At 74.0% G+C, this 6,013-nt stretch carries 3 protein-coding genes; all 3 read left to right on the top strand.

The window, feature by feature from the left end; translation table 11 throughout:
* The coding region (locus ACIOWN_RS23145; protein ID WP_401983258.1) for an SDR family NAD(P)-dependent oxidoreductase at nt 1-4,190 on the top strand (4,190 nt) is incomplete at its 5' end.
* A 113-nt stretch (nt 4,191-4,303) separates the two neighbouring features.
* The gene (locus tag ACIOWN_RS23140; protein ID WP_401983257.1) at nt 4,304-5,065 is read left to right on the top strand and encodes a thioesterase II family protein; all 762 of its coding nucleotides are present in this window, start codon (nt 4,304-4,306) and stop codon (nt 5,063-5,065) included.
* 178 nt (nt 5,066-5,243) lie between these two features.
* Nucleotides 5,244-6,005, top strand: coding sequence for a DNA polymerase beta superfamily protein (locus ACIOWN_RS23135; protein ID WP_401983256.1), 762 nt, complete (start codon nt 5,244-5,246; stop codon nt 6,003-6,005).
* The last annotated feature ends 8 nt before the right edge of the window (nt 6,006-6,013 follow it).

Raw genomic sequence — 6,013 nt, 5'->3', positions numbered from 1 at the left:
CCGCGGTGGTGCCGTGGGTGCTGTCCGGCAAGTCGCCGGAGGCGCTGCGCGGCCAGGCCGCCCGTCTGCTCGCCGCGGTCACCGAGGAGCCGGCATCGCGCCCGGCCGACGTGGCCCACTCCCTGCTCGTCACCCGCTCCCTGTTCGCCCACCGTGCGGTGGTGCTGGCCGGTGAGCACGAGGACACGGTCCGAGCCCTCGCCGCCCTGGCGGCGGGCACGACCGATCCGGCAGCGGTGTCGGGCACGGTGGCGTCCGGCCGCTCGGCGGTGCTGTTCTCGGGTCAGGGTTCGCAGCGGTTGGGTATGGGTCGTGAGCTGTATGGCCGTTTCCCGGTGTTCGCGGAGGCTCTGGATGCCGTTCTCGCTGTCCTGGACGGTGAGTTGGGGGGCTCGCTGCGGGAGGTGATGTGGGGTGAGGATGCCGGTCTGCTGAATGAGACCGGTTGGACTCAGCCCGCGCTCTTCGCGGTTGAGGTCGCTCTCTACCGTCTTGTGGAGTCGTGGGGTGTGCGGCCGGAGTTCGTGGCCGGTCACTCCATCGGCGAGATCGCGGCGGCGCATGTGGCCGGGGTGTTCTCGCTGGAGGACGCCGCGCGTCTGGTGGCGGCTCGTGGTCGTCTGATGCAGGCGCTGCCGGCCGGTGGTGCGATGGTGGCTGTCCAGGCCACCGAGGACGAGGTCATTCCGTACCTCACCGACGAGGTGTCGGTCGCCGCCGTCAACGGGCCGACCTCAGTGGTCGTCTCGGGTGAGGAAGGTGCCGTACTGGAGGTCGCGGCGCGGTTCGAGGCGGAGGGCCGCAAGGCCACGACGCTTCGGGTGTCGCACGCGTTCCACTCGCCGCTGATGGACCCGATGCTGGACGAGTTCCGGTCTGTGGTGCAGGGGTTGGCGTTCGCGGCCCCGGTGATCCCGGTGGTGTCGAACCTGACCGGTTCCCTGGCCACGGCTGAGGAGTTGTGCTCGCCCGAGTACTGGGTGCGTCATGTCCGTGAGGCGGTCCGCTTCGCCGACGGGGTGAGCGCGCTCGAAGAGGAGGGCGTGACCACGTTCCTGGAGCTGGGCCCCGACGGAGTCCTCTCCGCGATGGCCCAGGAGTCGCTGACCGGCGACGAGACCGTCACCATTCCGGTCCTGCGCAAGGGCCGCGACGAGGAGACGACCGCCCTGCTGGGCCGGGCCGCGCTGTACACGCGGGGGATCGGGGGCGGCTGGCAGGATCTGCTGGCCGGTACCGGCGCCACCCGCGTCGACCTGCCGACGTACGCCTTCCAGCACCAGTGGTACTGGCCGACCGGCCGGGCCGCCGCCACCGGTGACGTCCGGGCCGCCGGTCTCGGCTCCGCCGAGCACCCACTGCTCGGCGCCGCCGTCGAACTCGCCGCAGGACAGGGCGTGTTGTTCACCGGCCGGCTGTCGCTGACCTCGCACCCGTGGCTGGCCGACCATGTCGTCATGGGCGCCGTCCTGCTGCCGGGCACGGCCCTGCTGGAGATGGCGGTCCGCGCGGGCGACGAGGTCGGCTGCGGCCGGGTCGAGGAACTGACCCTCGCCGCGCCGCTGATCCTGCCCGAGCGGGGGGCCCTCCAGGTACAGGTCGCCGTCGCCGTCCCTGACGACTCCGGCCGGCGCGTGGTCGGGGTGTACTCGCGCCTCGAAGGCGCCGACGAGTCGGCGTGGGCCCAGCACGCGGCCGGTGTCCTGGCCCCCGGCGCCACCGCACCGGACCAGGGCCTCGGCACCGAGGTCTGGCCGCCGCGGGACGCCGAGCCGCTGGACACCGAGGACTGCTACCAGGCGTTCGCCGGGGCCGGATTCGCGTACGGACCCCTCTTCCAGGGCCTGCGCGCGGCCTGGCGCCGCGGCGAGGAACTCTTCGCCGAGGTCGCCCTGCCCGAGGAGGGCACCGGTGAGGCGGCCGAGTTCGGTCTGCACCCGGCGCTCCTCGACTCCGCGCTGCACGCCACGATGCTGTCCGCAGCCGGCGGCGAGGAGGGCGACGGGGGAGGTGCCCTGCCGTTCTCGTGGGAGGGCGTCGCGCTGCACGCCTCCGGCGCCTCGGCGCTGCGGGTGCGGCTGGCACCCGCGGGCGACAACGCGCTGTCGGTGAACGCGGTGGACCCGGCCGGTGCGCCGGTGGTCACCGTCGACCGGCTCGTCACCCGCACGGTCACCGGTGACCAGCTGCAGTCCGCGGGCGAAGACCAGAACACGCTGTTCGGCGTCGACTGGACCCCGGTGGCCGACACCGGGGCCGCTCGGCCCGCGTCGGTCGCGGTCGTCGGGGACGACCCCTTCGGCCTCACCGACGCCCTCACCGGCACCGGACTCACGGTCGGCACGGCGGCGGGCCTGGCCGCGCTGTCGGCCTCGGCCGAGGCCGCCGTACCGGACATGGTGCTCGTCCCGGTCGCCGGAGGCCCGGCCGACGGGGACGACCTGCCCGGCGCGGTCCGGGAGGTCACCGCACGGGTGCTCGCGCTCGTGCAGCAGTGGTCCGGCGAGGAGGCGCTCGCGGCCTCGCGGCTGGTGTTCGTCACCCGCGGCGCGGTCGCCGTGGACGGCGGCGGGACCGCGGACCTCGCGGCCTCCGCGGTCTGGGGCCTGGTGCGGTCGGCGCAGACGGAGAACCCCGGCTGCTTCGGCCTGCTCGACCTCGACCCGGCCGCGACGGCCCCGTCCGCCCGGCTCGTCGAGGCCCTGACGGCCGGCGCGGAGGAACCGCAGCTCGCGCTGCGCGGCACCGAGATCGTGGCCGCCCGCCTCGCCAGGCTGGACACCGGCACCAGCACCGGCACCGCACAGCCGGAGCCCGCCTCCGGTACCGCGGCGCACGGCACGTCCGGCGTCCTCCGGACCACCGGGACCGTCCTGGTCACCGGCGGCACCGGCGGCCTCGGCCGGCTCCTCGCCCGGCACCTGGTGGCCACGCACGGCGTACGGAGCCTGCTCCTCGCCAGCCGCAGCGGTCCTGAGGCGGACGGCGCGGGCAAGCTCGTCGCCGAACTGGAGGAGATGGGCGCCGAGGTCACCGTGCGGGCGTGCGACGTCGCCGACCGGGAGGCCGTGGCCGCCCTGGTCGCGGCGGCACCGAAGGACCGGCCGCTGTCGGCGGTCGTCCACACGGCAGGTGTCCTCGACGACGGTGTGGTCGGCTCGCTGACGCCGGAGCGCCTCGCCACGGTGCTGCGGCCCAAGGCGGACGCGGTGTGGAACCTGCACGAGGCGACCCGCGGCCTGGACCTGGACGCGTTCGTCGTCTACTCGTCCGTGGCCGGCGTGTTCGGCGGTGCCGGTCAGGCCAACTACGCGGCGGCCAACACGTTCCTGGACGCCCTGATGGCGCGGCGCCGCGCCGACGGCCTGCCCGGCGTGTCCCTCGCGTGGGGCCCGTGGGAGCAGGACAGCGGTATGACGGGCACCCTCTCGGACGCCGAGGCCGACCGCCTGGCGCGTTCCGGGATGCCGCCGCTGACGGCCGAGCAGGGCCACGCCCTGTTCGACGCGGCGGTCGCGGGCGACCGGGCGCTGGCGCTGCCGGTCCGGCTGGACCTCGCCGCACTGCGGGCCCGCGGTGAGGTGTCCGCGCTGCTGCGCGGCCTGATCCGGGTGCCCGCGAGGCGGACCGCGGCCCAGGGCGCGGCGCAGTCCGCGGACACGCTCACCCGGCAGCTCGCCGGGCTGAGCGCGCAGGAGCAGGAGGAGGCGCTGCTCAAGCTGGTCCGCGGACAGGCGGCGGCGGTGCTCGGGCACCGGGACGGGGCGGCGATCGGCGCGGAACGTCAGTTCCAGGAGCTGGGCTTCGACTCGCTGACCGCGGTCGAGTTCCGCAACCGGCTCAACGCGGCCACCGGTCTGCGGCTGCCCGCCACGCTGCTGTTCGACTACCCGACGCCGGCCGACGTCGTCCGGTACGTGCGCGGACAGCTCGTCACCGACGACCCGGCGGGCGCCGGCTCGGTGCTCTCGGCGCTCGACGCGCTGGAGAAGGCGATCGCCGGACTCAGCCTCGACGACGCGGAGGAGCACCGTCGGGTGACCGGTCGGATCGAGGTCCTCAGGACCAAGTGGGCCGATCTTGGCCGTACGGACACCTCCGGCGGCGACTCCTCGAAGGAAGAGGACCTGGACGAGGCGTCCGACGAGGACATGTTCGCGCTCCTCGACGACGAGCTCGGTCTCAACTGACCCACTCCGCGGGCCGCTTCGGCGGCCCGCGGCCCCGCCCCCGTACACGCCGAAACCCGTCGCACGCAACACCGCCGGCACCAGGCCGGCGCTCACGAAAGGTCCAGGAAAGCGTGACAACCCCCACGTCCACCGAGGCGAGTCTGTGGGCCCGGAGCTTCCACCCGGCCCCCTCCCGCTCCACCCAGCTCCACTGCTTCCCGCACGCGGGTGGCTCGGCGTCCTTCTACTTCCCCGTGTCCGCCCAACTGTCCTCGGTCGCCGAGGTGTTCGCGGTGCAGTACCCGGGACGGCAGGACCGGCGCAAGGAGGTGTCGCCGACGGACATCGCCACCCTCGCCGACCAGCTCTACGACGCCCTCGGCCCCGCCCTCAAGGCCCGGCCGACCACGTTCTTCGGGCACAGCATGGGCGCCACCCTGGCCTTCGAGGTGGCCTGCCGCCTCGAGGCCGACGGCGGTGAGCTGGTCCGGCTGTTCGCGTCCGGGCGACGCGCGCCGTCGACCGTCCGCGACGAGAACGTGCACCGCCTCTCCGACGAGGGCATCGTGCGGGAGCTGAAGCTCCTCGCCGGCACCGACACCGCGCTGCTCGGCGACGAGGAGATCCTGCGCATGATCCTCCCCGCCATCCGCAGCGACTACGAGGCGATCGAGACCTACCGGTGCGCGCCCGACGTCACCGTCCGTGCCCCGATCACCGTCCTCACGGGCGACAGCGACCCCAAGACGTCGATGCCCGAGGCCGAGGCGTGGCGCGGCCACACGACCGGCGACTTCGACCTCCAGGTCTACCCCGGCGGCCACTTCTACCTGACGGCGGAGGCCCCCGCGGTCATCGCCTCACTCAGGAAGCACCTCACCGGGCAGGTCTAGCGTCCGCCGTTCCGCCCCTCGCCGGGCCACGGGCGGCGGGCGGAACGGACAACCTGCGGAGGTCCGGAGCGATACGCGGAGTCCCGCCGCTGCCCGGCCCGGCCGCTGCCCGCCGAGCCGATCGAGGTGGAGGGAAATTCGATCAGCCCGACGTGGCGGTCCGCGTACGCTCCTGGGCATGCAGCCCGAGGACCTGGTACGCGACCACACCATCTACGCCTGTGTCATGGGCTCGCGGGCCTTCGGGCTGGCGACGGAGGGCAGTGACACGGACCGCCGGGGCGTCTTCCTCGCCCCCACCTCCCTGTTCTGGCGCTTCGAGAAGCCGCCCACACACGTGGACGGTCCGCGGCCCGAACAGTTCAGCTGGGAGCTGGAACGCTTCTGCGCACTGGCGCTCCGCGCCAACCCCAACATCCTGGAGTGCCTGCACTCACCGCTGGTCGAGCACGTGGACGACACCGGCCGCGAACTGCTGCACCTGCGCGGGGCCTTCCTCTCCCGGCAGGTCCACGACACCTTCACCCGCTACGCCCTCGGCCAGCGCCGCAAGCTCGACGCCGACGTCCGTACGACGGGCTCCCCGCGCTGGAAGCACGCGATGCACCTGCTCCGCCTGCTGATGACCGCCCGCGACCTGCTGCGCACGGGCGAGCTGCGCATCGACGTCGGCGACCAGCGGGAGCCCCTGCTCGCGGTGAAGCGGGGCGAGGTCTCCTGGGCACAGGTCGAGACCCGCATGGCCCGGCTCGCGGCCGAGACCGAGGAGGCCCTGCGGCACACCCCGCTCCCCCCGGAACCGGACCACGCGCGCGTGGCCGACTTCCTGTTCCGGACACGCCGCGCCTCAGCCGGCCAGCCGGACGCGCACCACGACGTGTCCCAGAGCCCCCAGGGCCGACGATCCGCCCCGCTACTCCGTGAATCCCGGGCTCGCTGAACAGGGCC

Origin of the sequence: Streptomyces sp. NPDC087787 (assembly GCF_044743035.1) — a bacterium.
Lineage (GTDB): Bacteria > Actinomycetota > Actinomycetes > Streptomycetales > Streptomycetaceae > Streptomyces.
Note: the sequence above shows the minus strand (reverse complement) of the source record. Positions and strands in the feature narration are given on the sequence as shown.

Excerpts from the sequence above, each read along its gene's own strand:
- ACIOWN_RS23135 (WP_401983256.1), top strand. The coding sequence starts at position 5,244 with ATGCAGCCCGAGGACCTGGTACGCGACCACACCATCTACGCCTGTGTC.